The sequence below is a fragment of the Sorangium sp. So ce834 genome, assembly GCF_051521425.1.
In the GTDB taxonomy this organism is placed as follows: domain Bacteria; phylum Myxococcota_A; class Polyangia; order Polyangiales; family Polyangiaceae; genus Sorangium; species Sorangium cellulosum_D.
Genome location: NZ_CP150351.1, coordinates 9496198 through 9522754 on the forward strand (window position 1 = coordinate 9496198; position 26557 = coordinate 9522754).

The 26557-nt window shown below is 72.6% G+C and carries 24 protein-coding genes; 11 read left to right on the forward strand and 13 right to left on the reverse strand.

Annotation, left to right across the window (positions count from 1 at the left end; translation table 11 throughout):
• Positions 1-33: 33 nt before the first annotated feature.
• Positions 34-1662, forward strand: coding sequence for a chaperonin GroEL (gene groL / locus WMF20_RS34645; protein ID WP_020738935.1), 1629 nt, complete (start codon positions 34-36; stop codon positions 1660-1662).
• A gap of 120 nt (positions 1663-1782) precedes the next feature.
• Positions 1783-2316 (forward strand): GNAT family N-acetyltransferase, encoded by a 534-nt coding sequence (locus WMF20_RS34650; protein WP_129578348.1) that lies wholly within the window; start codon positions 1783-1785, stop codon positions 2314-2316.
• Between the two features lie 37 nt (positions 2317-2353).
• On the opposite strand, the gene WMF20_RS34655 is transcribed toward WMF20_RS34650, so the two are convergent.
• Together WMF20_RS34655 and WMF20_RS34660 are read right to left on the reverse strand one after the other, a co-directional pair.
• Positions 2354-2881 (reverse strand): TrmH family RNA methyltransferase, encoded by a 528-nt coding sequence (locus WMF20_RS34655; RefSeq protein WP_129578349.1) that lies wholly within the window; start codon positions 2879-2881, stop codon positions 2354-2356.
• Positions 2882-2896: 15 nt separating this feature from the next.
• Entirely contained in the window at positions 2897-3724 is an 828-nt protein-coding gene (locus tag WMF20_RS34660) for a C2 domain-containing protein (protein ID WP_237244358.1), read from the reverse strand.
• Positions 3725-3818: 94 nt separating this feature from the next.
• Between WMF20_RS34660 and asnS the strand changes: the two genes are divergently transcribed.
• From asnS to WMF20_RS34680, 4 genes are all read left to right on the forward strand, one after another.
• Positions 3819-5159 carry an asparagine--tRNA ligase gene (gene asnS, locus WMF20_RS34665; protein ID WP_129578350.1) on the forward strand — a complete coding sequence of 447 codons (1341 nt, stop codon included), beginning with the start codon at positions 3819-3821 and terminating at the stop codon, positions 5157-5159.
• 722 nt (positions 5160-5881) lie between these two features.
• On the forward strand, positions 5882-6619 hold the full coding sequence (locus WMF20_RS34670; RefSeq protein ID WP_236644106.1) for a class II glutamine amidotransferase: 738 nt from the start codon (positions 5882-5884) through the stop codon (positions 6617-6619).
• Positions 6594-7346 carry a hypothetical protein gene (locus tag WMF20_RS34675; protein WP_437606106.1) on the forward strand — a complete coding sequence of 251 codons (753 nt, stop codon included), beginning with the start codon at positions 6594-6596 and terminating at the stop codon, positions 7344-7346. Before WMF20_RS34670 ends, WMF20_RS34675 begins: the two co-directional genes overlap by 26 nt.
• A gap of 41 nt (positions 7347-7387) precedes the next feature.
• Positions 7388-8302 (forward strand): patatin-like phospholipase family protein, encoded by a 915-nt coding sequence (locus WMF20_RS34680; protein WP_437606107.1) that lies wholly within the window; start codon positions 7388-7390, stop codon positions 8300-8302.
• Between the two features lie 36 nt (positions 8303-8338).
• On the opposite strand, the gene WMF20_RS34685 is transcribed toward WMF20_RS34680, so the two are convergent.
• The 5 genes from WMF20_RS34685 to WMF20_RS34705 form a co-directional block, all read right to left on the reverse strand.
• Positions 8339-8782, reverse strand: a complete 444-nt coding sequence (locus WMF20_RS34685; protein ID WP_237244359.1) for a nuclear transport factor 2 family protein — start codon at positions 8780-8782, stop codon at positions 8339-8341.
• 166 nt (positions 8783-8948) lie between these two features.
• Positions 8949-10859 (reverse strand): beta-ketoacyl synthase N-terminal-like domain-containing protein, encoded by a 1911-nt coding sequence (locus tag WMF20_RS34690; protein ID WP_437606108.1) that lies wholly within the window; start codon positions 10857-10859, stop codon positions 8949-8951.
• Positions 10856-11722, reverse strand: coding sequence for a hypothetical protein (locus tag WMF20_RS34695; RefSeq protein ID WP_437606109.1), 867 nt, complete (start codon positions 11720-11722; stop codon positions 10856-10858). Before WMF20_RS34695 ends, WMF20_RS34690 begins: the two co-directional genes overlap by 4 nt.
• Before the next feature lie 41 nt (positions 11723-11763).
• Positions 11764-14076: a beta-ketoacyl synthase N-terminal-like domain-containing protein gene (locus tag WMF20_RS34700; RefSeq protein ID WP_437606110.1), complete on the reverse strand. Its 2313-nt coding sequence runs from the start codon at positions 14074-14076 to the stop codon at positions 11764-11766.
• A 25-nt stretch (positions 14077-14101) separates the two neighbouring features.
• Complete coding sequence (locus WMF20_RS34705; protein ID WP_044989135.1) at positions 14102-14368, reverse strand: phosphopantetheine-binding protein; 267 nt, start codon at positions 14366-14368, stop codon at positions 14102-14104.
• An 84-nt stretch (positions 14369-14452) separates the two neighbouring features.
• Here WMF20_RS34705 and WMF20_RS34710 point away from each other — a divergent pair, with 84 nt between their 5' ends.
• Positions 14453-15244: an enoyl-CoA hydratase/isomerase family protein gene (locus WMF20_RS34710; protein WP_437314251.1), complete on the forward strand. Its 792-nt coding sequence runs from the start codon at positions 14453-14455 to the stop codon at positions 15242-15244.
• Positions 15245-15357: 113 nt separating this feature from the next.
• On the forward strand, positions 15358-16206 hold the full coding sequence (locus WMF20_RS34715; RefSeq protein WP_437606111.1) for an RNA polymerase sigma factor: 849 nt from the start codon (positions 15358-15360) through the stop codon (positions 16204-16206).
• A 58-nt stretch (positions 16207-16264) separates the two neighbouring features.
• Here the strand turns inward: WMF20_RS34715 and WMF20_RS34720 are convergent, their stop codons facing one another.
• Positions 16265-17809, reverse strand: a complete 1545-nt coding sequence (locus tag WMF20_RS34720) for a flavohemoglobin expression-modulating QEGLA motif protein (protein WP_437606112.1) — start codon at positions 17807-17809, stop codon at positions 16265-16267.
• A gap of 128 nt (positions 17810-17937) precedes the next feature.
• Between WMF20_RS34720 and WMF20_RS34725 the strand changes: the two genes are divergently transcribed.
• Positions 17938-18972: an AAA family ATPase gene (locus WMF20_RS34725; protein ID WP_129578360.1), complete on the forward strand. Its 1035-nt coding sequence runs from the start codon at positions 17938-17940 to the stop codon at positions 18970-18972.
• A 24-nt stretch (positions 18973-18996) separates the two neighbouring features.
• On the opposite strand, the gene sixA is transcribed toward WMF20_RS34725, so the two are convergent.
• Together sixA and WMF20_RS34735 are read right to left on the reverse strand one after the other, a co-directional pair.
• Complete coding sequence (gene sixA / locus WMF20_RS34730) at positions 18997-19518, reverse strand: phosphohistidine phosphatase SixA (protein WP_129578361.1); 522 nt, start codon at positions 19516-19518, stop codon at positions 18997-18999.
• Positions 19519-19598: 80 nt separating this feature from the next.
• Entirely contained in the window at positions 19599-21452 is a 1854-nt protein-coding gene (locus WMF20_RS34735) for a MopE-related protein (RefSeq protein WP_437617197.1), read from the reverse strand.
• A gap of 850 nt (positions 21453-22302) precedes the next feature.
• Here WMF20_RS34735 and WMF20_RS34740 point away from each other — a divergent pair.
• Together WMF20_RS34740 and WMF20_RS34745 are read left to right on the forward strand one after the other, a co-directional pair.
• Positions 22303-22863, forward strand: coding sequence for an SMI1/KNR4 family protein (locus WMF20_RS34740; protein WP_129578364.1), 561 nt, complete (start codon positions 22303-22305; stop codon positions 22861-22863).
• A 65-nt stretch (positions 22864-22928) separates the two neighbouring features.
• The gene (locus tag WMF20_RS34745) at positions 22929-23951 is read left to right on the forward strand and encodes an RluA family pseudouridine synthase (RefSeq protein WP_437606113.1); all 1023 of its coding nucleotides are present in this window, start codon (positions 22929-22931) and stop codon (positions 23949-23951) included.
• On the opposite strand, the gene WMF20_RS34750 is transcribed toward WMF20_RS34745, so the two are convergent.
• Genes WMF20_RS34750 through WMF20_RS34760 form a run of 3 tightly spaced genes read right to left on the reverse strand, consistent with a single transcriptional unit; the run spans position 23932 to position 26496 of the window.
• Positions 23932-24195 (reverse strand): hypothetical protein, encoded by a 264-nt coding sequence (locus WMF20_RS34750; protein ID WP_012238561.1) that lies wholly within the window; start codon positions 24193-24195, stop codon positions 23932-23934. The genes WMF20_RS34745 and WMF20_RS34750 overlap by 20 nt on opposite strands.
• A complete protein-coding gene (locus WMF20_RS34755; protein ID WP_437606114.1) occupies positions 24182-25843 on the reverse strand; it encodes a hypothetical protein in 1662 nt (553 codons plus the stop codon). Before WMF20_RS34755 ends, WMF20_RS34750 begins: the two co-directional genes overlap by 14 nt.
• On the reverse strand, positions 25840-26496 hold the full coding sequence (locus tag WMF20_RS34760) for a Maf family protein (RefSeq protein ID WP_437617198.1): 657 nt from the start codon (positions 26494-26496) through the stop codon (positions 25840-25842). The genes WMF20_RS34755 and WMF20_RS34760 overlap by 4 nt, the downstream gene beginning before the upstream one ends.
• Between the last annotated feature and the right edge of the window lie 61 nt (positions 26497-26557).

Below are 26557 nucleotides of genomic sequence, written 5' to 3' on the forward strand. Positions count from 1 at the left end.
CGCGGGCGACAGCAGGAACTTAGGAGAGACACCATGGCAGCCAAAGAAATCATCTACAACGAGTCCGCCCGCAGCATGATCCTCGCGGGCGTCAACGCCCTCGCCGACGCGGTCAAGGTCACGCTCGGCCCGAAGGGGCGCAACGTCGTCATCGAGAAGAGCTTCGGCTCGCCGACGGTCACCAAGGACGGCGTGACGGTCGCCAAGGAGATCGAGCTCGAGAACCGCTTCGAGAACATGGGCGCCCAGATGGTCCGCGAGGTCGCCTCGAAGACGAGCGACATCGCCGGCGACGGGACGACCACGGCCACGGTGCTCGCCCAGGCGATCTACCGCGAGGGCTCCAAGCTCGTCGCGGCCGGCCACAACCCGATGGAGATCAAGCGCGGCATCGACAAGGCGGTCGAGGCGATCGTGGGGCACCTCCACAGCTCCGCCAAGCAGACGAAGGACGCGAAGGAGATCGCGCAGGTCGGCACGATCAGCGCGAACGGCGACGAGACGATCGGCAAGCTCCTCGCCGACGCCATGGAGAAGGTCGGCAAGGAGGGCGTGATCACGGTCGAGGAGGCCAAGAGCGCCGACACGACGCTCGACGTGGTCGAGGGCATGCAGTTCGACCGCGGCTACCTCTCGCCGTACTTCGTCACCGACCCCGAGGCGATGAAGGCGAACCTCGAGGACTGCTACATCCTCATCTCGGAGAAGAAGATCTCCAACATGAAGGACCTGCTCCCCGTGCTCGAGGCGATCGCCAAGAGCCAGAAGCAGCTCCTCATCATCGCCGAGGACGTCGAGGGCGAGGCGCTCGCGACCCTCGTCGTGAACAAGCTCCGCGGCACGCTGCACTGCGCGGCCGTGAAGGCGCCGGGCTTCGGCGATCGCCGCAAGGAGATGCTGAAGGACATCGCCGTCCTGACGGACGGCCAGGTGATCGCGGAGGAGCTCGGCCTCAAGCTCGAGAACGTCACGATCAGCGATCTCGGCCGCGCCAAGACGGTCATCATCGACAAGGACAACACCACGATCGTCGGCGGCCAGGGCAAGAAGGACAAGATCAAGGCCCGGCAGCAGGAGATCCGCGCCCAGATCGAGAACACGACGAGCGACTACGACCGCGAGAAGCTCCAGGAGCGGCTCGCGAAGCTCGTGGGCGGCGTCGCGGTGGTCAAGGTCGGCGCCGCGACCGAGACCGAGATGAAGGAGAAGAAGGCCCGCGTCGAGGACGCGCTCCACGCGACCCGCGCGGCCGTCGAGGAGGGCATCGTCCCGGGCGGCGGCGTGGCGCTCATCCGCGCGCAGAGCTCGCTCGAGAAGATCCAGGTCAACGACGAGCAGCGGTTCGGCGTGAACATCATCCGCCGCGCCATCGAGGAGCCCCTCCGCCAGATCTCCGCCAACGCCGGCGAGGAGGGCTCGATCGTCGTGCAGAAGGTGCGCGAGGGCAAGGACTCGTTCGGCTACAACGCGGCGTCGGGCGACTACGGCAACCTGCTCGAGATGGGCGTCATCGATCCGGTCAAGGTCGTCCGGTCGGCGCTCCAGAACGCGGCCAGCGTCGCCAGCCTGATGCTCACCACCGAGGCGCTCATCGCCGAGCGGCCGAAGGAGGAGAAGGCGGCGGCCGGCGGCGCCCACGCGGGCCACGGCCACGACTTCTGATCGCGGCGCGGGCAGCTAAGCCCGTCGGGTGAGGGCCGGCTTCCCCCTGGGGAAGCCGGCCCTTCTCCATTTCGACTTCCGGCAGGCCGCGACGCGTGATCTGATCCGCGTAGGTTCGCGATGAGCACCCTGACTACCGAGCGCCTTGATCTGACCCCGGTCTCGCTGCCCCTGCTCGAGGCGGTCATCCGCGGAGATCGCCTCGAGGCGGAGGCGCTGTCCGGCGCGCGCTTCCCCGACGCCTGGCCCGGGCGCGCGCTCGTCGAGCGGGCCTTCAGCTCGCCGCTCGACCGGCTGCGCGACGATCCGGAGGCCTTCCTGTGGGGCACGCGGCTGATGGTGACGCGCGGGCAGGAGGAGCGCGTCGTCGTGGGCAGCGTGGTGCTGAACGGCCGGCCCGACGCGACCGGCACCGTGGAGATCGGCTACGGCGTCGAGGGGAGGTCCCAGGGCCAGGGCTACGCGACCGAGGGGTCGCGCGCCGTCCTGCACTGGACGCTGCAGCAGGCGAACGTGAGGCGCGTGATCGCCACCACGCCGGCCTGGCATCGCGCGTCGCTCCGGGTGATCGAGAAGCTCGGGATGCGCCCAGCCGGGACGCTCGACCACGCCCTCCTGGGCGAGCTGCTCGTCTTCGAGCGCTCCCGAGAGTAGCGGCCGCTCGCGCGCGGCGGGCCCGCGGAAGCGCGCCTCAGGCCCCGGCGCGGCTGACGCCGCCGCGCGGGTCGTGGCGCCGAGCCCACTCGCACATGGTCATGCCCGCGGCGATCGCCACCGGGTACGAGTGGTTGATCCCGTACATGGGGATCGCGATCACGTCCTCGCACGCGTCGAGCAGCGCCGGCGGCAGCCCGTCGTCCTCGCTGCCGAACAGGAAGACGAGCCCTCGGGGAAACGGCGCCTCCCAGAGGGTCCGCCGCGCGTGGTCGCGCTCGACGCCGATGAGGGGACGGCCGCGCGCCGCCTCGAGGAAGGCCGCCTCGTCGGGGCACTCGACGATGGTCTCGTACTTCTGCATGCCCATCGAGGCGCGCTCGTAATAGGGCTCGGTCCCGATCAAGAAGATCTCGCGCACCAGGAAGGAGTGCGCGACGCGGATGATGGCGCCGATGTTGAACGGGTTCTTCGCCCGGCAGACGGCGATCGAGAAGTCGTTCCGCAGGGGGGAGAGCTCCTCGCGGATCTCCTGGGTGGTGAGCCCGAACGGCGGGATCTTCACGGCGCGCTGGCTTCCTTACTCGGCGGCGGCGTAGCGATCGAACAGCGGATAGATGGGGCCCTCGTGGAGCCTGAGCTGCTCGGTGGCGCCCGTCGCGTGTTTGACCAGGAGCACGAGCCCGGCGCGCGGCGCGGCGTCGAACGCGCCCCGGATCGCGGCGACGGACAGGCGTCGCACGGGCCGCCCCGCGATCTCGAGCACCTCGTCGCCCTTGCGGAGCCCGGCGCGCTCGGCGGGCCCCCCCTCGACCGTCCGCGAGATGAACGCGGCGCCCGAGTGCAGCTCGTACCAGAAGCCGAGGCCGAGCTTGGCGTGGGCCGGCTCGAACGCCAGCGTGAGCCAGCCGCCCCCGTCGAGCTCGACCTCGATCTCCCCGGCGGCGCGCTGAGAGTCGGTCGGGCGGCCGATGTCGCGCACCCCGATCGGCTTGTCGACGAGCGCGTCCGACTCCCAGACCTCCACCCGGAGCCGATCCTCGGGCGAGACGTGGAAGTTTCCGCTCGGCCCATCGGGCCACGTCGGGTCGACGGTGTCCTCCTGCACCTTGGTCCGAAAGATCTCCTCGCCGTTGACCAGGACGCGGGCATACGGATCGGGGAGGCCTCCCGCCTCTGGATCCCAGGCTCGGCCGTCCCGCGTGCGCTCCGGGATCCTCGCCCGGACGACCCGGAGCCACCGGACGTCCTCAGGCGGGGGCGGATGCAGCTCGAGCTCTGGAGGGGGCTCGCGGAGCCGGGTCGCGAGCTCCGGGTAGAGGAACGAGCAGCCCCCTGCGGCGAGCAGGATGCCCCCTGTGGCGAGCAGCTTGCCCCCTGCGGCGAGCAGCTTGGACAACGCAGGCATGCAGAGCGCGCGAGGCTTTCGGAGGGCCACGATGGCGCCATTTTTGGCCGGAGCCGGCGTCAGCCGCAACTAAACCGTGCTATTTCCGGCACCCATGCAGGACTCGCCCGTGATCGCTACCAGCGACCTCAGCGCGCATGTCGACGGCAAGGTCGTGCTCCGCGGATGGCTCTACAACAAGCGCTCGAGCGGCAAGCTCCACTTCCTCGAGCTGCGCGACGGCTTCGGCACCGTCCAGTGCGTGATGGCCAAGAGCGACGTCGGCGACGAGGTCTTCGCGGCCGCCGACAAGGTCACCCAGGAGAGCGTGATCGAGGTCACCGGCCAGGTGAAGGCGCACCCGAAGCGCGCCGGGGTGTTCGAGGTCGTCGCGTCCGGCTTCCGCCTGCTCGGCCCCACCACGGGCGAGTACCCCATCTCGCCCAAGGAGCACGGGACCGATTTCCTCATGGATCACCGCCACCTCTGGCTGCGCTCGAGGCGGCAGCACGCGATCTTGCGCGTGCGTCACACCATCATCCAGGCCATCCGCGACTTCTTCGACGGGCGGGGGTTCACGCTCGTCGACGCGCCCATCTTCACGCCGAACGCGTGCGAGGGGACGAGCACGCTGTTCCAGACCGACTACCACGGCGACCCGGCGTACCTCACCCAGTCCGGGCAGCTCTACATGGAGGCGGCGGCGGCCGCGTTCGGGAAGGCGTACTGCTTCGGGCCCACGTTCCGCGCGGAGAAGTCGAAGACCCGCCGCCACCTGGCCGAGTTCTGGATGGTCGAGCCCGAGGTCGCGTTCATGGACCTCGAGGGCGACATGGACCTCGCGGAGGACTTCCTCTGCTTCATCGTCGAGCGCGTCCTCGAGCGGCGCCGGCCCGAGCTCGCCGTGCTCGAGCGCGACGTCACGAAGCTGGAGGCCGTCAAGAAGCCGTTCCCGCGCATCCGTTATGACGAGGCCGTCGCCATCCTGAACGAGGCGCGCGCGGAGAAACGCAAGACGGCCGGAGAGACTGGAATTCCCGATTTTCCCTGGGGCGAGGATCTCGGCGGCGAGGACGAGACGATCATCTCCAGCCGGTACGATCGCCCCGTCATGATCCACCGCTATCCGGCCCAGGTGAAAGCCTTCTACATGAAGCGCGATCCGACGGACGACCGGCTCGCGCTCTGCGTCGATGTCCTGGCGCCGGAGGGTTACGGTGAGGTGATCGGGGGCGGGCAGCGCGAGGACGATCTCGCCACCCTCGAGCGGGCAATCGAGGCGCACAAGCTGCCCCCCGAGGCGTTCAGCTGGTACCTGGACCTGCGCCGGTATGGCACCTTCCCGCATGCGGGGTTCGGGCTGGGCGTCGAGCGGAGCGTCGCCTGGATCTGCGGTCTGCCCCACGTGCGCGAGACCATCCCGTTCCCGCGGATGCTGAATCGGCTCTCGCCGTAGTGCCGCGCGTCAGAGATCCTGCCGGGTTTCTGGCTGCCGCGCTGTCTCACCTTCACCTCGCGCGCCGCGCGGGGCCGACCTCGCCCCCGCCGCGCTCTGCCCCGCAAACGTTGCGCGACTGCCGCTGCGCCGCTGCCCGCTGTGCAGCAACCGCCTGTGCCGGCCGCACGTCGCGGGACCGGCGCGAGAGCTACCGGCGGGGCGGCCGAGCGCTGGAGGGCGCGCGCCACGGCGCGATGCGCCACGGTGCCGACGCGACGAGCCGACGCGCAGAAGCGGATGAGGCTCGCCGCTGCGCGCGGGGAGGCGGGGGGAGGCGGGGAGGAGGAGCGGGTGGGAGCGCTCCGTGGGACGAGGAGCATGAGTGAGAGGTAACGCGACCAGCGACCGCCGCGACGAGCGGCGGGCAGTGTGGTCAGGCCGTGCCCGCGACGAGCGTCGCCGCTGGGGATCCGTTTTTGCTCCGCTTGCAGGGCGACTCTGTCGTATCAAGAAAGCATAGGGCGCAACGCGCGACCCACGCTCACTCGGCCGACCGACGGAGCCACCCCTGCTTGCAGATGAGGGAGCGCTCTACCGGCGAGCCGGACCCTGCCCCCGGCCCAACTCGCGAGGACAAAGCTATGGCTCGTCTCGTCGGCTTCATCGGTAACCGTCCGGATCTCGGCGCGCGTGCGATCGAGCTTGAAGACCGTGCCCTCACGGTTCGCCGAAAGGAGGGCGTGATCCCTGGCTGGGGCGTCGGCTTCTACCAGGGAGGAGAGATTCTCCTCAAGCGCCGGCCGATCGACGATCGACCCGAGATCAGCCTGGTCGACATGACCAAGGACGTGCGCGCCGACATCCTCGTGGCGCATGTCCGGGCTGCGACGGTCGGCAGCCTGCGCACCGAGAACACGCACCCGTTCCGCTACCGGCAGTGGCTGTTCGCCCACACGGGCACGGTCGAAGGGTTCGCCCGACTGCGGAGCCAGCTCAGCGACTCGCTGCCGCAGTTCCTCCAGCGCGACGTCCGCGGCGAGACGGACAGCGAGATCCTCTTCCACCTGTTCCTCTCGTTCCTCCACGACAGCGGCCAGCTCGATCGGCCCAACGTGGACGCGGCGAGCGCGCGGGCGGCCCTCCGGTCCTCCATCGCGCTCGTCGATCGGCTCTGCGCGGAGGAAGGGGCGGGGCCGAGCGCGATGAACATCGTGGTCACCAACCCGGAGTACCTGCTCGCGGCCCACGGCGGCACGCCGATGGCGTACCGCATCTACCAGGGCAGCGACGACATGGAGCGGCTCCTGAGCGACGGCGGCCTCGGCCGCATGCGCATGCCCGACTACGCCGCGAGCCGGCTCACGCTCGTCGCGTCGGACTTCGACGACGACCAGTGCCCCGCGGGGTGGACCCACGTCGGCGAGCGTGCGATCGTGACGTTCACGCGCGCCGATGCTCCAGCGATCGAGCCGATCTGAACGCCCCCACGGCCCGCAACGGGCCGCGGCGCACGCAGCGCCGGCCGGCGTCCCCGACACCTCGCGAGCGCCGCCGGCGCTCCCCTCGCTGCTCCTCGCCGCGCTCCTCGGCTCGTCCCTCCTCGGGTGCGGGCTGGGAGGCCCGGCCTCGTTCCCCGCCGCTTCCGAGCTCCCCGACGATCGTCGCCGTCCGGACGGCGTGGCGATCGATCTGGCGAGCGCCCCGCCGCGACCCGCGAACCAGGCGGACGTGAGGGACAGCGTCGTGACCCTCCGGACGCCGCTCGGCGTCGGCGTGGCGCTGGACGTCGTGGCCGAGTTCTTCAAGCGGATCATCGCCGAGGACAGCGAGGCCCTGGGCGAGCTGCTGACGCGCGACGCCCTCGCGATCCACACCGGCTCCGGCGGATCGGGGCAGCCGCCGAGCGCCGGGCTCTTTTGGGAGCAGCGGTTCCGGCGGCTCGAGTACGGAAAGCTCGCCGGAGAGCCGGTCTACCGCGAATCGGAGCTGCAGATCTTCCGGGCGGAGGACGTGCTCGCGACGCCGCAACACCCCGCGATCCAGCCGGAGACGCTCGACGACCAGGACATCGTGATCCGCGTGCCGATCATGACCGCACGGATCGCGGCGGACCGGCTGCTCGGCGACGAGATCGTGGTCTGGCTGCGGCGAGACGGCCCGCGATTCAAGATCTATCGGCTGCTCGAGGACTTCCAGCTACAGTAGGCTTTGCGCTCGTGCCGCATCTCCGACAAGATCAGGGCTCGATGAGCCGCCTCAAGATCGCGTTCGTTGGCTCCGGGGGGGCGGCGCGCGGCCTGGCGCACCTCGGCGTGCTGAAGGCCTGCGAGGAGCTCGGGATCCATCCGGAGATCTACGTGGGCGCGGGGGCCGGCGCGCTGGTCAGCGCGACGTACGGGCAGGACATCCCGCTCGACGTGCTGCTCGACGCGTACCGCCTGCCGTGGAGGCGACGGCACCGCGGGCCTCGCCTCCACGTGTCGAGCTTCTTCGGCGCGCCCGCCCTGCGCGATCTGCTCGACCCGGGGTACCTCTGCTCGGGGGTGTTCTCGATCGATCGGCTCGAGCGCTACGTGCGCCGGACGCTGCCGATCAACGACTTCCGGCAGCTGCCGCACGCGGTCTACGTCACCGCCGTCGACGTGGACAGCGCCAAGCGCGTCGTGTTCGGCCCGGGCTACGACGAGGCCACGCCGATCAGCCAGGCGGTGGCCGCGAGCTGCTGCGTACCCGGCCTGTTCCGGCCCTACCGCATCAACGGCCGCTATCACCTGAGCGGCGAGGTGATCCGGACGCTCTCCGCCGACGTGGCCGTGAACGCCGGCGCGAACATCGTGATCATCTCGAACATCTACCGCCCCGAGGAGCGCGACGACTCACAGCGCTCGATCGCGAGGAGCGGCGCGCCCGGCGTCGTCCGGCAGTCGCTCAGCATCCTCTTGGCCGAGAAGGAGCGCCGCGGCGTCGAGCTGCTCTCGAAGCTCTACCCGAACGTCACCTTCCTCGACGTGGCGCCCGCGATCGGCCGTTATAGCTACATGAACCGGTTCGCCGCGAAGCCGCTCGTCTTGCGCGGCTACCGCACGGCGCTCCGCGTGCTCGCCGCCGCGAAGGAGAAGGGCGTCTTCGACGTGCCCTCCTCCAAGAGCGCGCTGAACTAGCGCCGCACCCCCGTCGCAGGGCGGCGCGGCCGGGCGCTACATCCCCGCGACGATACGGTACTCGTTCTGGTGCTCCACCAGCTCGAGGCGGTTGTCGTCGACCTTGCGGCGCCACTCTTCGCCCTTGCGGCCCGGGATGCGGTAGCTGGCGCTGTAGGTGTAGTCGACGTAGATGACGTCATCCTCCCGGAGCACGCGCCGGTAGCGGATCTCGTAGCGGATGGCGCGCGCCTCCTGGAATTTGCCGTTGAGGTATTCGCGCAGGCCGGCGTAATCGAGGTCGTCCGAGGCGTCGATGTTGCCGCCGTCCTCGTAGTACTTGGGCGAGGCGAGCTGGAGCAGCGCGCCGACGTTCTTGCTCTCCACCGCGTTCCGGTATTTCTCGCAGAACGAGATGATCTTGCGGTTGTCGTCGTTGTCCACGACGTCCGTGTTCGGGATGTAGTGGGTCGCGCAGCCGGCGAGGACGGTCGAAGCCACGACGAGGAACGAGGCGACAGCTTTTGTTTGGCGGCAGAGCATACGCGGGCAGGACAACGCTCAGGGGAAGCAGCTGATTCCAGCCGGGGACCTTGCCAGATCGGGGTGCGGATCGGCAAGCGAAGCGATCAGGACCGCCGCGGATGACACGGACGGGCGCCCCCCGCTACCCGTGCTCGTCGAGCCAGCGGAGGAGGGCGAGGTGGCCGACCGGGCCGTCATGGTCGACGGGGAGGTCGAGATCGACCTCGCGCAGGCGCCCGGCGTCGCCTGGCTCCGCCTGGAGGAGGAGCGCGACGGCGCCGCAGGCGACCGCGCGGTGCTGCGCGACGGTCAGACCGAGGAGCTCGCGCGCGACCGGCCCGGCGTCGTCGGCCGCGACGACGACCATGCGATCGGCGTCGGAGGACGCGACGAGCTCTGCCGCGGCGCGGAGCGCCTCGAGCGCGCCGCCCAGCCCGGCGCCGACCGCGAAGCTCGGCCCGGTGAGCTGGTACGCGATGGCGCACTCCCCCGCGATCGCGTTCGGCGACGTGGCGGGAAAGAGGCGCGGCTCGACGAAGCGGGCGCCGCGCGCGCGACGGCGGGCGTCGTAGACGTCGTTGGTGTCGATCGTCGCGAGCGCGTGGCCCGCGACGATGCCGGCGCCGCGCAAGGCGCCTTCGCCGACGACGTCGGCGAGGGCCGCCACGGCGGTCAGCCCGAGCCGGCAGAGCGCGTCGAGGCGCGCGAGGCGGTCGCGCGGGATGCCGGTGGTCTCGGCGAGGCGTCCGAGATCGAAGCCCGTCACGCGCGCCGCGGCGCGGAGGTGCACCGGGCGAGCGCGCCGCGGCTTCCGCCCGCTCGCGCAGGACGTGAGCAGGAGCGCGGCGTTCGCGCCGCCGAAGGCCGCCGAGAGCTTGAGCGCCGCGTCGAGCGGCCGAGGCTCGGCGCGCTCGAGCAGGAGGGCCGGGGCGTCGGGGTCGAGCTCGCCCTCGGACGCCGCCGGCGGGGCGATGGACGCCGCGAGGGCGGCCGCGGCCGCGAGCGTCTCGAGCGCGCCCGCGGCCCCGAGCGTGTGCCCGATCTGGGCCTTGAACGGGTGGACCACGGGCGGAGGGCGCTCGGCGCCCGGCGGCGCGCCCGAGCCCTCCGCGGGGCGGGGCGCGGCGAACAGCGCGGCGATCGCGCGCGACTCCATCGCGTCGTTGTAGGGCGTCGCCGTGGCGTGGGCGCTGACGAGGCCGACGCGCGAGGCAGGCCACCCGGCGTCGGCGAGCGCGGCAGCGCCGGCGCGCATCAGCCCCGCGCCCGTCCGATCCGGGGCGGTGATGTGCACCGCGTCCGTGGAGGCGCCGAAGCCGGCGACCCGGACCATCACCGGGGCGCCGCGGCGGCGATCCTCGCGCACGAGGGCGACGACGGCCGCGCCCTCGCCGAGCGCCATGCCGTCGCGGCCGAGGCGGAACGGGCGCGATCTCGACGCCGTGGTCGCGCGGAGCGCCTCGAAGCCGGCGGCGACGAAGGTGCTGAGGGCGTCGTAGCCGCCGGCGAGCACGAGATCGCAGGCGTCGCGATCGAGCCAGCGGAGGCCGAGGCCGATGGCCAGGGTGCTCGCGGCGCACGCCGCGAGCAGGTGCGTGCGCAGCGGGGTCCGCTCCAGCCCGAACGCGGCGAGCGCGTCGTTGAACGGCGCGAAGTAGGTCGCGCCGGAGGCCAGCGCGGCGAGCGAGCCGGCGTCGGCGCCCTCGGCCCGGGCCGCGAAGAACCGCTCTGCGGTGAGCATGCCGCCGCTGGACGTGCCGAGGGCGATGCCGATGCGCTCGCCGCGCCAGCCCGGCCGCACGCGCTCCAGCGCCGCGAGCGTCTGCGAGAGCGCCGCCTTCAGGAGATCCGTGGCGCGATCGGCCCCCGGAGCGACGTCGAGCGCCGCGGGCGCGCGGGCGGCGAAGGGCCGCAGGAGACCGGCGCGCGCGAGCTCTTCGTCGCGCGCGATCGCGACCGGCGCGGGCTCGCCGGCGTCGGGGACGCGGTAGGCGAGAGGGCCGAGGCCGAGCGCAGAGACGGCGCCCGAGGCGATGACGCAGGCGTCGCTCATGAGCCGTCCTCCGTCCCGATCGCGTCGGGATCGACGAAGGCGCGCGGGTCCGGCGCGCGATCCCGCTCCTCGGCCTCGCAGGTCACGGTGACGAGCAGCCCGGTCGAGGCCTGCGCGTAGCGGACATGGCTGCAGCCCATGCCCTCGGCGATCACGACCTCCTCGTCGAGCTGGCGCCGGCGCGCGCCCTCCGCCGCCCACGTCGTGCGGCGCGCGCCGATCAGGCCGCGGTCGTCGATCCGCAGATCGATCACGGCGTCGCCGTCTCGCAGGACGAACGAGGCCGTGCTCGCGGCGCGCTCGTACCAGAGCAGCGTCCCCGCCGCCGGGTGGAGCATCCACCAGCGCAGGAAATCTACCGGCAGGCCGCGGAGCGACGCTCGCGGCGTCGAGGCGTCGCCGCGCTTCAGCAGGTCGAGCGCGGGCACCGCGAAGCGGAAGCGGTCGCCGCGCGCCCACAGATCGAGCGCGGTGGTGCCGCCTGGCCCGAGGAGGATCATCCGGAGCGCGCCCTCCGGCGCGAGGACCGCGCCGCCCGCGGCGGGCGCGCGCCCGTCGATCGCCGGCGGGGCGATCGCGATCGCCCCGCGCGCCTCGAGCACCTGGCCGGTGCGCGGCTCCCGCAGCGAAAGGCGGACGCGGAGCGTGCGCGGGCCGGCCCCCTCGACCTCGCGGCGGAGCGCCGAGAGGCGCTCCCGCCCCTCGCGCCACGCCGACGGATCGTGCCGCGCGGCGGGCGTGCCCGGCGACGGCCGAGGCAGCATCCGCGCGAACTCGGCGTCGAGCGGGCTGCCGCGCCGCGCGACGTTGGCGGCGCAAGCGGGGGTGCACGCGAGCGAGAGCAGGAGGCACGCGGCGCTCACGAGGCGGCGTTCACGATGGCCGGGCGCAGGCAGCGATGTCGTCACGCGTCGCCGGGAGCGACCAGCAGGATGGCGTATCCGCGGTCGGGTGCGCCGCCCAGGACGAGCACGCTCGCGAGGGCGCCGCTCGCGAGCGCCGCGACCGCCGCGGCGGCGGCGAACCCGCCAGCGCCCTCGTGATCGCCCGCGCGCGGCGCCAGCGTGGAGCACGGCACCTCGGCCCACGGCGAGCCGCGCAGGCAGGCGATGAAGCGCTCCTCGTTCCGCCCGACGAACACGGCGGCGGGCGACGGAGCGCTGGGCTGCGCGCGCTGCGCGACCTCCCCGGGAGCGCCGAGGGGCGCCGGCGCCGGCGCTCCCGCGAGCATCCCCGCGCCGTCGCCGCGCCAGGAGCTCCACCAGGCCACCGTCGCCACCGGGCGCGCGCCCCGCTCGCGCACCCGCGCGGCGCTCTCGAAGAGCAGCACGGCGGCGCCCTCGCTGCGCGCGCCGCAGCTGACGACCTGCGAGCAGATCGGACCGAGGCACCGCTCGATCATGGGGCTCGCCTCCTCGACGCTGCCGGCGGCGAGCGCCTCCCCTTCCCCGGCGGTGATGAGCTCGATGGCCGTGACCATGGCCGACTCCGCGGTCGCGCCGAGGTCGGCCATGGCGAACACCGGCCCGCGGAGGCCCAGGTAGATGGAGGCGTGCCCGACCGGCGACGAGGGGACCAGGTTCGGGAAATCGGCGGGGCTCGCGTACTTCGCCCCCTTGTCGTAGATGCGCCGCATGTAGGCGGTCGAGGCGTCGACGCTGCCGAACGAGGCGCCGACGATGGCGCCGGGCAGGGTGCGGCTCGGCGCGACGTCGGCCGCCGGGTTGCCCGCGCCCGCGTCGCCCGGAGCCGCGCCGCCGAGGCCGGCGTCCGAGAGCGCGGTGAGGATCGCGGCCGTCGTCAGGCGGCCGGCGCGATCGAGCCGCCTCGCGCGCGCGAGATCGAGGTGCGCGCCCGTGTTGAAGGCGATGGCGCCCTCGGCTGGCGGAGGGCCGGGCTCGAGGTACGCGGCGCCGCCGCGGGTGGCGAGGACGCCGAGCGGGCCGATCGTCGCGGCCGCCGTCACGACCACCGAGCGCCGCACGGGCGCGCCGCCGGCGCCGAGCGGCGGCGGAAACCGATCGGGCTGCGCGAACACGAGCACGCTGTCCGTGCCGCCGAAGCCGAACGAGTTCGACATCGCCGCCCGGATCGGCGCCTCGCGCGCCTCCTTGAGGTGCAAGAGCTGGCACTCCGGATCGACCTCCTCGAGGCCGCCGGTCGGCGGCATCACGCCGCGCGCGACGGCGAGCGCGGCGATCGCCGCCTCGACCGCGCCCGCGGCGCCGAGCGTGTGCCCGATCTGCCCCTTGGACGACGAGACGGCGATGCGGCTCACCTCGGCGCCGAGGCAGGCGCGCAGGGCGGCGCTCTCCATGACGTCGTTCAGCGGCGTCGCGGTGCCGTGCGCGTTGACATAGTCGAGATCCGAGGGCGTGAGCGCCGCGCACCGGAGCGCGTCGCGCATGACGCGCGCCGCGGTGCGCCCCTCGCGCTCGGGGTTCGTGATGTGATGCGCCTCGGCGCCGGTCGCCCACCCGCGGAGCTCGACGATCGGCTCCGCTCCCCGCGCGCGCGCGGCGTCCTCCGACTCGAGCAGCAGGAACGCCGCAGCCTCGCCCAGGTTCAGCCCGGCGCGCCGCCGATCGAACGGGCGGCACGGATCCGGATCGACGGCCGCGAGGGCGCCGAAGCCGGTGTACGTCAGCCGGCACAGGCCGTCGGCGCCCCCCGCGAGCACGCGGGTGGACAGGCCGGCGCGGAGCCAGGCCGCGCCCAGCAAGAGGGCGTTCGCGCCGCTCGAGCAGGCGCTGCAGACGCTCCTCACCCGGCGGAACGGGCCGACGGCGGCGCGGACGTGGTCGGCCGTCGACGAGAGCGGGTGCGAGAGCATCCGCTTCAAGGGAGCGATCGCGCTGGGATCGTGCGAGAGCCAGGCGAGCAGCTCCTCGGTCTCGAACATCCCGGCGGTCGTGCCGCCGACCACCAGATCGACCGGCATCGCCCCGGGGTCGACGCCCGCGTGCGCGAGCGCCTCGCGGGCCGAGAGCACCGCCATCGCGTCGGTCCGGGACCACCCTTCCGCCTCGCCCGGCGGGGCGACGTCCTCCGGGGAGAGGTCGCGGACCTCCGCGGCGATGCGCGCGCGCGTCCCGGGGATCTCGAACAGGGAGAGCGGCGCGAAGGCCCGCTCGCCTGCGATGAGCCGGTCCATCGTCGCCCTCGCCCCGCGCGCCAGGGGCGAGACGACCCCGATGCCCGTCACCCAGATTCGCACGCTCGAACGGCTCTCTGCGGCGCGATCACGCGGCCGCGGTCGACTTGATGATGTGGGCCACGAGCGCGTCCACCGATGCGAAGATCGGCCTCGCCTCGTCGCCCTCCGGGATGCGGACGCCGAAGCGCTCCTCCACGCTCATGGCGAGCTGGAGCGCGTCCAGCGAATCGAGGCCCAGCCCTTCGCCGAACAGCGGCGCGGCGTCGTCGATGTCCGCCGGCGTCTTCCCCTCGAGGTTCAGCTCCTCGACCATGAGTTCTTTTAACTTCTGCCGCACGTCCTGCGCGTTCATGAGCACGTCCCTGCGGGGTAGCACAATTCCGCGCCTTTCTACCAGGGGGCAGCGCTTTTTCTGACGGTTTGGTAAAGAGCGCCCATGGCTCTCGTCGACTACGCCACCTCTGCAGGCGTCGCGCTGCTTACCCTCAATGATCCGCCCGTCAACGGGTACACCCACGAGATGATGAAGGACCTCGACGCGGCCATCCTCGAGGCCCGCTTCGACAACGATGTGCATGTCATCGTCATCACCGGGCACGGCGAAAAGTTCTTCTGCGCCGGAGCGAACATCAACATGCTCCGCGAATCGGATCCGACGTTCAAATACTACTTCTGTCTCCACGCGAACGAGACGCTGAGCCGGCTCGAGCACACGCCAAAGCTCTGCATCGCGGCGCTGAACGGCCACACTGTAGGCGGCGGCCTCGAGATCGCGATGGCCTGTGACCTCCGCATCGCCCGCAAGAACGCCGGCAAGATCGGTCTCCCGGAGGTCGCGCTCGGCGTCCTTCCCGGCACGGGCGGCACCCAGCGCCTCGCCAGGCTCATCGGGAAATCTCGGGCGATCCAGCTGATGTGCGAGGGCCAGACGTTCGATTTCGAGACGGCCCTCGCGGTCGGCCTGGTCAACGACGTCTGGGAGACCGCCTCCCACGACGAGTTCATGGACCGGATCCTCGCGTACGGCCACACGTTCACGCTGCCGGGTCGCGCGGCCTTGGCGGTCGGACGCATCAAGCGCGCCGTGCAGACAGGCTTCGAGGTGGGGCTTGAACAGGGGCTCGCCCTCGAGCGAGAGCTCCAGGCCGAGCTGTTCGCGTCGGAGGACGCGCGCGAGGGGCTCGCCGCCTACATGGAGAAACGGAAACCCGTGTTCCAGGGCAAGTGAACGCGCGAAGCACGCGCAGCGTTGCGCACGTAATGCCCATTACAACAGACAGCTTCCTTGGGATGGTCTGACGATTTTCAAATCAGCTTGGGCTGCTGCACGTAAGTTCAGGCATGCAACAGCCTCTTGAGCACGTGCCGCTTCTGGAGCGGCCCAGCTTCGAGACCGTGTACACGGTTGGCCTGTCGTTTCTCCGGCAAGCGCTCCGATGGCTCGGCGTGGCAGAGCGCGACGTCGACGACGTCCTGCAAGACGTCATGATCGCTGCGTACCACGCGCTGGAGAGCTTCGATCCGAGGCGCGGCACCGACGGGGCGCGCGCGGGTCATTCCCCTTCCGGCCGCGCGCCGGGCGCGGGCCGCAGGGCTCCGCAGGCCCCGAGCCCGCTCGGCGAGCCCCTCAGGCGCTGGCTGTTCGGCATCGCCTGGCGGCAGGTCGGCCACTACCGCGGGCGCGCCCATCGCCGCCGCGAGATCGCGGTCGGCGCGGGGGCGAGCTGGCCGTTCGATCTCGCCGACCCGGGCTTGAGCTCGGAACAGCTGCTTGCACGCGAGCAGAGCGGCCAGCTCGTCGGCCGGTTGCTCGGAGCGATCGACCTCGAACGGCGGGTCGTCCTGATCATGCACGATCTGCTCGACATGACGAGCGCCGACATCGCGCGCGATCTCGACGTGAACGAGAACACGGTGCGCAACCGCCTCCGGCTCGCCCGCGAGGACTTCCGCGTGGCGGTGAAGCGCATGAACGCCGAGGACCGGCGCGCGCTCCGCGATCCGTTGAGCCTCCCGGTCGCGGAGCGGTCCCGCGCGGCGGACGAAGAGTCGCTCCTCGACGCGGCCAGGCTCGTCCCCGACGTGCCGGACGCGATCCGACGCAGGCTCTGGATCGCGGTGGCGCACGCGATCGCCCACGCGCGCGCCGCCGGCCCGAGCGCGCAGGCCTCCGCCCCGCCGCCCGCGTGAGCGAGCGCCGAGCGGTCGAGAGGCGCGCCGCCGGGCGCGGCGCGCCGGGCGGCCGCGATCAGCGCTCCAGCATCCTGCCGTAGTGCTCGGCGAGCGCCGTCCCGCCGAGGCGCGAGAAGAAGGATGAGTAGCAGATCCAGATCGCCAGCCCGTTCATGTCGTCGAACATCGGCGGGAGATACGGGGGCGGGCGGATGATCCCGTCGGTCACGTGCGCGTGGAGGACGGGGACGTCCTCGTGCGCGACCTTCCCCACGAACAGGAAGGGAATGAGCATCGCCCGATCGTGCTGAATGGCGGCGCGCATGAAGGCATAATTGAGGACGATCCCCTTGCAGTAGCAGGCGTCCTTCGTGAACGGCGCCCCTCCCGCGAGCACGCCGCCGCGGAAGACGCGGCGGGCGTTCTGGAAGCACTCCTCTTCCTCGTACCCTTCGGTGCGGTACCACTCGAACACGTCGAGGAAGGACGCCCCGTCCTCCGCCTTGTCCACCGCGAGGATGCGGTCGTTCAGCTTCTTCGCGCGACGCGGCGTGCTCCTGAAGGTGAGGATCTCGACCAGCACGGCGAGCCCTTCCTGAACCGCCGTGGTGCGCGGAGGCCCCTTCGCCAGCCAGCGCGCCACGGGCTGAGCCTGCCCGTTCAGGCTGGTCGCGACGTGCACCCACCCCTCGTGCGCCTCGAGGATGTCGACGTCGCTCCTGGAGAACATCGCGCCGCTCCGGATCTTCACGTAGTCGCTGCCGGCGGCGGCATCGGCGAGGAGCGAATCGTCCACCTGCACGCGGATCGAGGCGCCGCCGAAGAAGCGGTCGAAGCGGGCGTTCAGCTCGAGCGCCGCCATCTCCGCCGTGATCTCGCGCTGCTGCGACGGGCCGAGCCGCTCGCCGCCGATCGCCGTCAGGAGGTCGTAGAGCACGAACCCCATGTCCCGCACGCTCGTCTTTCCGTCGGGCAGCTTGTCCTTCGGGGAGCCGTAGAGCTCGCGGGACAGGTCGTAGAACGCCTTGGTCCCCCGCCCCATGAGCATGCTCACGACCTTCCTGTACTCGTCCGCGGTCGCGCGGAGGATCTGGCCGAGCCGATCGCGCTTGCCGAGGTCCCGCTCGGCGTCGCGGAGGATCTCCTCGAGCTCGCGCTGCTTCGCCGCCGGATCGAACCCGAGGTCGTCCGCGTAGGTCACCCTGGGCAGCTCGCGCTGCTTCGCGCGGAGGAACTGCTCCTCGACGTCCGCTTCCCACCGGAGCGCCTGGAGGATGCGGATCGGGCGCTGCGCCTCGAGCACGCGCTGGGCCAGGTTCGCGAGGATCTCCTTGTAGGAACGCCACGGCCCAGCGACCGGCGACAGCGGCGCGTGCGGGATCGGCCCGTCGCGCAAGCTCAGCGACTCCAGCGGCGCCGAAGGCGCCTCCCCGTTCGACCCGCCGACCTCGTCAGGGACGCCCTGCCCCCCCGCCCCAGGGGCCTCCGCGCCGTCCTCCGCCGCGCCGGCGCCGCCGCTGTACGGCTCGTCCGCTGGCTCGCTCACCTTGACCTCGCGCTGCGCCTCCACGTCCGCCGCGCGCGGCCCCCTCCTCTCCCGGGCCTCAGAGCTCTGCGCCATTGCGATCGATTGCTAACACCTGCTCACCTGTCGGAGCAAACCTCCACGGAGCAGGATCCGCCGCGGTGAGCGCCGGCTCCGCCGGGTCCTTGTCGGCATCGCGGCCTCGGGGTACGAGCCCTGCCCCTATGAGCGATCCCGAGCACAGGAACGACGCCGAGACGACCGCCGACGAGGAGTCGAGCTCCCTCTCGGACGCCGCGCTCCTCGAGCGCACAGCGGAAGGAGCCAAGCGGCTCCGCTCGGCGATCGCGGCGGCGGTGGTCGGGCAGGACGACGTGGTCGAGGCCATGCTGATCACGCTCGCCGCGCGCGGGCACGCGCTGCTCGTCGGCGTCCCGGGGCTGGCCAAGACGCTGCTCGTGTCGTCGCTCGCCAAGGCGCTCGACCTCAGCTTCGGGCGCGTCCAGTTCACGCCGGACCTGCTGCCCGCCGACATCACGGGGACCGACGTGCTGCACGAGCAGCACGGCTCCCGGAGCCTGCGCTTCCAGCCCGGACCCATCTTCCACAACCTCGTCCTCGCGGACGAGGTGAACCGCACGCCGCCGAAGACGCAGGCGGCGCTGCTGGAGGCGATGCAGGAGCGCAAGGTGACCGTCGGGACCGCCACGCACGCCCTCCCCGACCCCTTCCAGGTGTTCGCGACGCGAAACCCGATCGAGCAGGAGGGGACGTACCCGCTGCCCGAGGCGCAGCTCGACCGCTTCCTGCTCGAGATCCACGTCACCTACCCGAGCGAGGCCGAGGAGCGCGAGGTGGCGCGGAGGACGACCTCGGGGAAGCCGCCCGCGATCGAGGCGGTGCTCAGGGCGGCCGAGGTGCGGGCGATCGGCCGCCTCATCCCGAGGATCCCGGTGACCGACGAGGCCGTGGACCTCGCGGTGCGCCTCGCGAGGGCGACGCGGCCGGGGACCGACCGCGCCGCGCAGGAGGTCCGGGACTACGTGCGCTACGGCGCGGGGCCGCGCGGGAGCCAGGCGCTCGTGATCGCGGCCAAGGCGCGCGCGGCGCTCCGCGGCGAAGCCGCGGCCGACGTGGACGACGTGAGGGCCCTGCTGATCCCGGCGCTGCGGCACCGGATCGTGCTGTCGTACCGCGCCGAAGCGGACGGCGTGCGCGACGTCGACGTGCTGAGCGCCGTGGAGCGGTCGGTGCGCTGAGCGGCGCCGAGGCGCGGACGGCGCTCAGCGCGGGCGAGGCGCCTGCTGCTGTGCGTCCTTCACCGGGTCGACCGCCTTCATGGCCTTCAGATCCAGGGCGAAGCGCAGCGTACCCGGCCCACGCCCGTCCCAGCTCACGGCGACGACGCCGCTCTTCTTCAGGCCCGTCCAGCCGACGTCGCCGAGCAGCGATGTCACCAGCGCCGACAGCGAGGGCTCGTGCCCCACGAGCGCCAGCGGCTGAGCCCCCTGATACTGCGAGAGCAGGCGGAGTATTTCGGCGGTGTCCCGCGAGGGAGAGAGCTCGGCGATGACCGAGACGTCGTCGGTCAGCTCGGCAGCCTCGGCGATGATCTCCGCGGTCTGCACCGAGCGCACGAGAGGGCTCGTCCAGATCGCCGCAGGGCGTCGGCCCTTCTGCTTCGCGAGCCACTTGGCGACGCGCCGGGTCACCTTGCGACCCTTGCCCGTGAGCCAGCGACCGGCGTCGCCGAGGTCAGGCGCGTCGTCCACGGCCTGGCCGTGGCGGATGATGAGGATCTCCATGGCGTGAACTTAGCCCGGGCGACCGCCAGCAGGGGAGCGCCGTGCGCGCGCAGCCGGCGGAGGCGCAGGCCCGCGGGCCCTCAGAACTCGCACTGGCTGGTCGCGTCGTTGCAGTGCGAGCCCGGCGCAACGAAGGGACAGATGCTCCCGAAGAAGCTGTTGCAGGGCAAGCCGCACGTGTACGACGTGTGCGTGTAGCAGATCTGCCCCGCGTCGCAATCCGCGTCCGAGGCGCACCGGCAGCTGAAATCGTCGGGGATCCCGTTGCCGTTGTCGTCGCGGCCGTCGCAGCACTCCGTCACGTAAAAGTCGCTTGCGCTGCAGTCCTCGTCGGCGCAGTCGAGCGTGCCGTCGCAGTCGTTGTCGATCCCGTCGGTGCACGCGGCGGTCCCGAACTCGGGGCCGGGCGCGGCGCCGCCCGCGCAGCCCCGGCAGGGACCGAAGGCGCCGCAGTCCGGATCGGCGCAGTCGACGTAGTGGTCGCCGTCGTTGTCGAGATCGTCGTCGCAGATCTCGCTCGGGTTCGGGACGATCTCGACGTTGAGCGCGAAGGGGCCCTCGTTCGCGCCGCCGAAGGGATCGACCGTGAAGCCGTCGAGGAAGACGAAGTACTTGCCCGGGTAGAGGATGCTGAAGTCGAGCCGGGAGGCCCACGACCCGCCGCCGCTGTCGTCATCGCAGCCGATCTCCCGCCCGGTGTTGCAGATGCCGGTGCGGACGTAGAGCGTCGTGTCGAAGCTCGACCCGCGCGTGTCGAGGTGCACGCGCGACGGCGCGGTGAGCACGAAGTAGAAGACCGCCTCGCCGGCGTCGCCGCCGCACGCGCCCCGGGTCTCGCTCACGTGGCCGGTGGTGTCCCCCGTGTAGGTGCCGGTCCCGGGGATGCGCTTCGGCGAGAGGCAGTTCGCCTGCTCGAGCACGCACACCGGGTTGTTCGCGCAGTCCGGATCCTGGCAGTCGATCAGGGCGTCGCGGTCGTCGTCGAGCTCGTTGTTGCACTGCTCCGGCGTCGGCGCGCAGCTCGGCGCGAACACGCAGGCCGCGTCGGCGCAGTCGATGCGCCCATCGCAATCGTTGTCGACGCCGTCGTCGCAGACCTCCGGCACGCAAGCCTTGCAGGCCGGCGCGGTGATGCAGTCCGGGTCCGCGCAGTCGACGCGCCCGTCGCAGTCGTTGTCCCGGCCGTCGTCGCACCGCTCCAGCGAGACGGGCGGCTGGCACACGCAAGGAAAGCTGCTGCGGCAGTCCGGATCGGCGCAGTCGACCAGGAGATCGCAGTCGTCGTCCGCGCCGTTGTCGCAGCGCTCGCCGTTCGCGCTGCAGACGCACCGCGGGTCGGAGCCGCAGTCGCCGTCGTCGCAGTCGAAGGCGCCGTCGCAGTCGTCGTCGACGCCGTTGCCGCACGCCCCGCTCTCCGAGGCGGAACAGCTGCAGGAGCGGGTCCCCGAGCAGTCCGCGTCGAAGCAGTCGACGAGCGTGTCGCAGTCGTCGTCGACGCCGTTGTCGCAGCGCTCACCGCCGGGGCGCGGGGTGCAGCCGCAGTCCTGCCCTGCGGCGCACGCGGGATCGAAGCAGTCGCTCACGCCGTTGCAGTCGTTGTCCGCCGCGTCCGTGCAGATCTCCGGAGCGCCCGGGAAGACGGACGGGTTGAAGTCGTTGCAGTCGCTCCCGCCGCAGATCGTCGGACCCACGCCGTCGCCGTCATCGTCGCGGGGCGCGTGCTCGCAGCGCTCGTCGACGCAGGTGTCGCGGGTGCAGGCGTCGCCGTCGTCGCAGTCCGCGTCGCCGCCGCACGGCGCGGAGCCTCCGAAGCCGCCGCCGTTCGACGACGTCGACGCGCTCGCGCTCGTCGTGCCGCCCCCGCCGCCTCCGAGCCCGCCGACGCCGGTGTCCGGGAGCTCGAGCAGGCTCGTCCGGCCGCACGCTCCCGCCATCACCCCGAGAGCCGCCCACGCCCCGATCGCGAAGAGGAACCGTCGAATCCCTGGGGACCGCCGACGCGCCTCCCCGACCCATGCTGAAGAGCCCGGCTTCATCGCTCACCCACTCGCACCGGCCGCAGGGTGCCCACGCGTCGCTTCAATGTACACGCCCGAGTTTCCATGGAGGCAAGTTTTGATCCCTTGACGCCGACCGGCTGCCTGCAGGTCCCCGGGCGGCCTGTCGCCTCGCGCTGCGCGGCTGGACACCGGGAGGTGGGGTGCCGGCCGGCGGGTGGGGCGACGCGCCGAATCCGGCCGGCTCGCGCCGCGGATCAGTTGCGGGTCGACGCATCCGCGTGTAACGAGGCCCCGTGGGCGCGCAGCTCCAGATCGAGGTCGAGCGGCCGCCTCCTGGCCTGCAGCGCGGCCGTTACCCTGCGCCACAATGGGTCATCCTGGCGGTCGGCGCGGCCGTGGTGCTCGGCGCGGTCGTCTTCCTGATCTGGCGGGCGCGGCGTGCCCTCCGCTCACGGGAGCGAGGCGGCCCTCGTTCTTCGAGGCGTGGGTGACGGGCGCGCGGGTGACCGAGGATGGCGCCCGCTCGGCCGCTTCCTGCGGATGAATGATCGACAGCAAGTGCGATCGCGGGTTGACACCGAGCGGACCGGACCGGTAGGCACCATAGAGGGACGCGCTCCCGGTCGGCTGATGTAGAGTGCCGCCCGAGCGCGCGACGAGCCCGCAACAGCCGGGGCCGAGAACGCGGCCCCAGTGAGGCCCTTTGGGTCCTGAAGAACGCCGCGCAACTGCGGCCCGTGGAGCCATGGCATCGATCGAACGTGGCGTTGAGCTTGTGCATCGGGTGATCGCGCAACTGAAGAAGCGCCCTTCCAGCCATGCCGCCGTGGGAGCGAGCCAGGCGGCGCTCGATGCGCTCGAGTCGAAGTTGATGGTCGAGCTGCCGCCCACGCTGCGGGCGTTCCTGGAGTTCGATTTCACCCTCGATAGCCTGGGCCCGCGGTTCAAGGGGCGGCATCGCTTCGGCCAGGATCCGTCGGCGCCGCGACCGAAGCTCACCTCGGTCCGCAAGCTGGCGGAGGCGAAGACCGACCTCGGCTGGACCGAGTCGCGCCTCCGGGGCAAGGTCGTGCGGCTGCCCAACCTCCCCGGTCACCCGTGGAACGCGCTCTACCTCGGCGAGGCCAGGCGGGACGGCGAGCTCGTCATCCTCGGCCTCGACAACGAGGACACGAACGTCCGCGTCTTCCCGCGCTACACGGCGTTCGACCTGTACCTCGTCGAGCAGTGCGGCCTCGCCAGGCTGTCCGAGGCGCAGCGGCTCGAGGACCTCGAGTCGCACGTCGCGCTCAACCCCGAGCTCGGGACCGCCGAAGAGGACGACGAGGGCGATACGGAGTATTGATCGCGCGGCTGCGACGCCGCTGGGCTGGCGCCGCTCGGCCGTGAACGACGCCCGTGACGAACGCGATGGCTGCCGGTGCGGAAGCGCTCCACTTTCGGGTGGACGACGTCGACCCGCACGACCGGCTCGACAAGCTCGTCGTCCACCTGCTGGAGCGCGCCGGCCGCGCGACCTCGCGCGCGGCGGTGCAGCGGTGGATCGCCGCGGGCCGGGTCCTCGTCGACGGGGAGCCCGCGCGCGCGTCGGTGGCGGTGCGCTCGGGCGCCCTGGTCGATATCCGGCCGGAAGCGCCGTCGCCCCCCGCAGCGGCGGCCGATCCCGGCGTGGCCATCGCGGTGGTGTACGAGGACGAGCACCTGCTCGTGATCGACAAGCCGGCGGGGCTCGTCGTGCATCCGGCGCGCGGGCACGCGTCGGGCACGCTCGTCAACGGATTGCTCGCCCTGCCCGGGTTCGCCCTGGCGCCCGCCGATCCGCGCGATCCCATGGGCCACGTCCGCCCCGGGATCGTGCACAGGCTCGACCGAGGCACGAGCGGCCTGCTCGTCGTGGCCAAGGACGAGCCCACCCGCGAGGCGCTGAAGGCGCGCTTCGCGCGGCACGAGATCGAGCGCGAGTACGCGGCGATCGTGGCGGGCGAGGCGCGAGACGCCACCTACGACACGCTGCACGGCCGCCACGCGACGGACAGGCTCCGCTTCACGTCGTGGATCCGCAGCGACGCCGGCGCGGGCGGCGCCGCGCCGCGCCGCGCGGTGACGCACGTCCGCGTGCTCGAGAGGCTCGGCGACGCGGCGACGGTCGTGGCCTGCTCGCTCGAGACGGGCCGCACCCATCAGATCCGGGTGCACCTCGCCGAGCGCGGCAGGACCCCCATCCTCGGCGACCCCCTCTACGGCAAGCCGCCGAAGAAGCCGGCGGTGCGAGCGGTCGCGGAGGAGCTCGGGCGGCAGGCCCTGCACGCGCGCGTGCTCGGGTTCATCCACCCCGCCACGCAGAGGCCGGTGCGCTGGGAGAGCGCGCTGCCCGCGGACATGCGCAGGGCGCTCGACCAGCTGCGGAGGCTCGCTACCAGATCTTCGATTTGATGTGGCCCTTGGACTTGATCAGGATGTCCACGAGGGCGCGGTCGTAAAAATTCTTCTGGTACAGATCCGGCGAGACGCGGCTCTTGTAGAGGGCGCGGCCCTCCTCGATCTCCTCGGAGAGGACCGTGAAGAGGTCATCCTGCTGGATGCCCTGCACGATCTTTTCCTCGTTGTAGAGCGAGAGATCGCTTGCGATGGCGCGCGCGAGGCGGCGCGCGGCCTCTTCCGTTTCAATCAAGGGCATCCGTCTCTCCTCCAGGTTCGCCGGCCGGGGGCACGCGCTCCCGAGCCGACGGGCGCCTAGGATGCAGCAGCCCAGGCGGCGCTGTCAAAGTAGCTCGTCGTTCGACCCGCGCCGGAGCGGAGGGCGCGCGGCTCGCGGGGTGCGGCGCGCCGGCGCGCGGCGGCTCCGGGCTCTGGCGCGCCGCGGCGAGGGCGGCGAGCCCCGAGAGGAGCGGGAAGACGACCAGCGCGTAGCGCCCGGCCCCGAAGAACACGGCGTGCGTGGCCGCGGTCGCGGCGAGGACGGCGAGCGCCGAGAGCGCGAGCATCGGCGCCCGGAGCAGCGCGCGCCCCTGGAGCAGCGCCAGGCCGAGGAGCGCGAGGTAGCCCACCCATGCGTGGACGTGCAGCGCAGCGACGACCCCCAGCGCGAACAGCGCGAGCCGGGCAGGCACGAGCGCCCGCTGCGCGAGCGACGGACCGCGGGCGCGGTCGTCAGGGTGAGGGAGGGGGTGCGGGGGAGGAAGAGCGCCGGGCGTCGGCGCGGGCATGCGCGCTGCCCACGCGAGCGCGCAGAGCAGGACGAGGCGCTCGAAGACCGTCTCGACGGCGCCGAGCGCCACCTTGTCGTCCTCGGTGAAGGCCGCCGCGTTCGAGGCGTGCAGGTACCACCCGGCCGCGCCGCAATAATCGAACGTCGCCGCGAGCTTCCGGGGCACGAGGCCGAGCCATGCGCCGGGGTGCTCCGCGATGTAGCGGCGCGCCTCGCGGCCGAAGCACGCGTCCTTGCCGGCCTCGTCGAAGACCTCACGGCACGCCTCGGGCACCTGGATGGGCGCCCAGGCGCCGGTGGAGGCCGGGTCCGCGCCGATGAGGAGGTTCCAGCCGCCGTTCACGCTGACCAGCGCGCACTGGTTCATCCGCGCGCAGTTGCGCGCCGTCCAGGGCGCGCACACGACGAGCGCCGCGAGGACGGTGACGAGGACGGGCGCCGCGCGTCGCGCCGCGCGCGCGGCGAAGGAGCCGCGGCGCACGGCGTCGCCGGGCGGCGAGCCGAGGAGGGCGAGGCCGGCGAAGAGGGGCGCGAGCAGGAGCGCCTGCGGGCGGACGAGGGTGGCGGCGCCGACGAGCAGCCCGAGGACGGCGAACGGGGCCAGCGCCGGGCGGCGCTCGCGCGCCCGCGCCGACGCCCACGCCGCGCAGGCGACGAGCGAGCCGGTGACGCCCTCGGTCATGACGGCCGGGGTGTACGCGACGAGCCCGGGGTGGAGCGCGACGAGCGCGCCCGCGAGCGCCGGTACGGCGCGCGAGCGCGGCGCAGCGCGGATCGCCAGGCGGTGAACCGCGAGCGCCGCGAGCGCGCCGACGACGGCGTTGAGCACCATGGCGACGGCAGGGCGCGCGCCGAACACCGCGTACAGCGCGCCGACGGCGCCCGGATAGCCGACCGGGTAGTGCGCGGCGTACGTGACGACGCCGTCGGGCCAGAGCCACGTGTAGCCGAGCCCCGCCGCGATCCGCTCGGCGATGCGGTGGTAGTAGGTGCCGTCGGCGGTGGGCGGGAAGCGCCCGGCCGCCCAGGCGACGACGGCGATCCGCACGGCGAGGGCGAGGGCGAAGATCGCGCCCCCGTCGCGCCGGCGCGCGGCGATCGCGAGGTCGTCGCTCATGACGAGCGCGCGGGCGACAGCGGGAAGCGCGCGAGCAAGCCGGCGGCGCGCAGCGCCGCGACGACCTCGCACGCCGGCAGGCCGACCACGTTGGAATACGAGCCCTCGATGCCCGCGACGGCGAACGCGCCGATCCCCTGGATCGCGTAGGCGCCGGCCTTGTCGAGCCCCTCGCCGGTCGCCGCGTACGACGCCACCTCGTCGTCGTCGAGCTCGCGGAAGCGCACCCGCGTCACGACCGTCTCGGCGTGGAGGGCCTCGGCGCGGCCCGGGGTGGCCGCCGGCGCGAGCTCGGCCTCGGCGCCGGCGATGGCGAACCGGGTCCAGACCTGGTGCTCGCGGCCCGAGAGGGCGCGGAGCATGGCGCGCGCGTCGCCCTCGTCCCGGGGCTTGCCGAGGATGGAGTCGCCGAGGATGACCGAGGTGTCGGCCACGAGGATCGCGCCGGCCCCGACCGCCTGCTGCAGGCGCCGCGCGGCCGCGAGCTTCGCCAGGGTGACCCGCTCCAGGTAAGCCGCAGCCCCCTCCCCGGGGCGACCCGCCTCGTCGACCTCGGCCGCCGCCACGCGGAGAGGCAGGCCGAGCGTGGTCAGGATCTCTCGCCGGCGCGGCGAGCCGGAGCCGAGCAGGAGCGGGTGCGCGTCGTCGATCATGGTCGTGCGGGCGCCGGCGGCGCCGGCCCCGGCCGGGCGTGGTCGTAGCACGGCGCGGGAC

What these genes read in the sequence shown, in the direction of transcription:
- groL (WP_020738935.1), top strand. Translation starts at nt 34, where the DNA reads ATGGCAGCCAAAGAAATCATCTACAACGAGTCCGCCCGCAGCATGATC.
- WMF20_RS34650 (WP_129578348.1), top strand. Translation starts at nt 1,783, where the DNA reads ATGAGCACCCTGACTACCGAGCGCCTTGATCTGACCCCGGTCTCGCTG.
- WMF20_RS34660 (WP_237244358.1), bottom strand. Translation starts at nt 3,724, where the DNA reads ATGCCTGCGTTGTCCAAGCTGCTCGCCGCAGGGGGCAAGCTGCTCGCC.
- asnS (WP_129578350.1), top strand. Translation starts at nt 3,819, where the DNA reads ATGCAGGACTCGCCCGTGATCGCTACCAGCGACCTCAGCGCGCATGTC.
- WMF20_RS34675 (WP_437606106.1), top strand. Translation starts at nt 6,594, where the DNA reads ATGCTCCAGCGATCGAGCCGATCTGAACGCCCCCACGGCCCGCAACGG.
- WMF20_RS34680 (WP_437606107.1), top strand. Translation starts at nt 7,388, where the DNA reads ATGAGCCGCCTCAAGATCGCGTTCGTTGGCTCCGGGGGGGCGGCGCGC.
- WMF20_RS34690 (WP_437606108.1), bottom strand. Translation starts at nt 10,859, where the DNA reads ATGAGCGACGCCTGCGTCATCGCCTCGGGCGCCGTCTCTGCGCTCGGC.
- WMF20_RS34705 (WP_044989135.1), bottom strand. Translation starts at nt 14,368, where the DNA reads ATGAACGCGCAGGACGTGCGGCAGAAGTTAAAAGAACTCATGGTCGAG.
- WMF20_RS34710 (WP_437314251.1), top strand. Translation starts at nt 14,453, where the DNA reads ATGGCTCTCGTCGACTACGCCACCTCTGCAGGCGTCGCGCTGCTTACC.
- WMF20_RS34715 (WP_437606111.1), top strand. Translation starts at nt 15,358, where the DNA reads ATGCAACAGCCTCTTGAGCACGTGCCGCTTCTGGAGCGGCCCAGCTTC.
- WMF20_RS34720 (WP_437606112.1), bottom strand. Translation starts at nt 17,809, where the DNA reads ATGGCGCAGAGCTCTGAGGCCCGGGAGAGGAGGGGGCCGCGCGCGGCG.
- WMF20_RS34725 (WP_129578360.1), top strand. Translation starts at nt 17,938, where the DNA reads ATGAGCGATCCCGAGCACAGGAACGACGCCGAGACGACCGCCGACGAG.
- sixA (WP_129578361.1), bottom strand. Translation starts at nt 19,518, where the DNA reads ATGGAGATCCTCATCATCCGCCACGGCCAGGCCGTGGACGACGCGCCT.
- WMF20_RS34735 (WP_437617197.1), bottom strand. Translation starts at nt 21,452, where the DNA reads ATGGCGGGAGCGTGCGGCCGGACGAGCCTGCTCGAGCTCCCGGACACC.
- WMF20_RS34745 (WP_437606113.1), top strand. Translation starts at nt 22,929, where the DNA reads ATGGCTGCCGGTGCGGAAGCGCTCCACTTTCGGGTGGACGACGTCGAC.
- WMF20_RS34750 (WP_012238561.1), bottom strand. Translation starts at nt 24,195, where the DNA reads ATGCCCTTGATTGAAACGGAAGAGGCCGCGCGCCGCCTCGCGCGCGCC.
- WMF20_RS34755 (WP_437606114.1), bottom strand. Translation starts at nt 25,843, where the DNA reads ATGAGCGACGACCTCGCGATCGCCGCGCGCCGGCGCGACGGGGGCGCG.
- WMF20_RS34760 (WP_437617198.1), bottom strand. Translation starts at nt 26,496, where the DNA reads ATGATCGACGACGCGCACCCGCTCCTGCTCGGCTCCGGCTCGCCGCGC.